Origin of the sequence: Celeribacter marinus (genome assembly GCF_965656515.1) — a bacterium.
GTDB lineage: Bacteria > Pseudomonadota > Alphaproteobacteria > Rhodobacterales > Rhodobacteraceae > Celeribacter > Celeribacter marinus_D.
This window is the reverse complement of record NZ_CBFHKW010000129.1, coordinates 1-1040: the sequence shown is the minus strand read 5'-3', so window position 1 is coordinate 1040 and position 1040 is coordinate 1. Positions and strand designations below refer to the sequence as shown.

Sequence of the window (1040 nt, the reverse complement as noted above, 5' to 3'; positions counted from 1 at the left end):
GTTTTTCCAACGCCATTCGTACCCATAATGCACGTCACTTCTCCCGCTTTGGCGGTGATATCGACATCGTAAAGAATTTGAGAGCCGCCATAATGGAGAGACAGGTTTTGCACATCCAACATCGATTATCTCCCAAGATAGACGTCGATGACGTCTTTGTTTTGTGTGACGTGATCAAGTGAGCCTTCGGCCAAAACAGATCCTTCGTGAAGTACGGTCACCTTGCACTCAAGGCGGCGAACGAATTCCATATCGTGTTCCACCACAACAACCGCACGTGTTTTCGCCGCTTCTTTCAAAATATCCGTTGTCTGTTCTCGCTCTCCCAATGTCATGCCCGCGGCGGGTTCGTCGACAAGCAACAATTTTGGATCTTGTGCCAACAGCATTCCAATCTCCAACCACTGCTTTTGGCCATGAGACAACTCGCCGGATTTGCGTGGCAGGTGCTCCTGCAGACCAATTTCAGCGGCCAATTCCTCAACCTTTGCGATATCCGCAAACTTGGGCTTAAAAAACAAAACTGCCAAGGGCGAGCGATCGTTTTTGACGGCCATCAGCAGGTTGTCGAAAACCGATTGATCCTCAAACACGGTGGGGCGTTGGAACTTTCGACCGATCCCCATGCGGGCAATTTTGGCCTCATTCATGCCGACGAGATTGCGTGATAAATCCCCCCACAAAACCGATCCCTCATCCGGTTTCGTTTTGCCCGTGACAATATCCATGAACGTAGTTTTGCCGGCACCATTCGGGCCAATGATAGCGCGCATTTCGGCATGACCGATAGAGAATGACAAGTTGTTGATGGCGCGAAACCCGTCAAAGGAGACACAAACGCCGGAAACTTCTAAAAGCTGGCTCATTTTTTTGCCTCCTCTTGACGCAACGCACCCGCGTCAGGCCCAAGTGCCGCCCCGCGGCGGTTGGGTGACAAACGCCCTGATACCAGATCGATCAAACCACCAATCCCCTTAGGCGCGAACAGCGTCACCAACACAAACGACAAGCCTAATAGAACCTGCCACCAATCCACCCAT

1 protein-coding gene and 2 pseudogenes are annotated in these 1040 nt (G+C 51.4%); all 3 read right to left on the bottom strand.

The genetic code is table 11. The features are described 5' to 3' along the window. Positions 1-122 (bottom strand): annotated as a pseudogene (locus tag ACTG34_RS13840) (ABC transporter ATP-binding protein); the annotation flags it as partial. Between the two features lie 3 nt (positions 123-125). Beyond that, positions 126-866: an urea ABC transporter ATP-binding protein UrtD gene (gene urtD, locus ACTG34_RS13835; RefSeq protein WP_439105446.1), complete on the bottom strand. Its 741-nt coding sequence runs from the start codon at positions 864-866 to the stop codon at positions 126-128. After that, positions 863-1040: pseudogene (locus ACTG34_RS13830) on the bottom strand (urea ABC transporter permease subunit UrtC); the annotation flags it as partial. The pseudogene ACTG34_RS13830 and the gene urtD, both read right to left, overlap by 4 nt.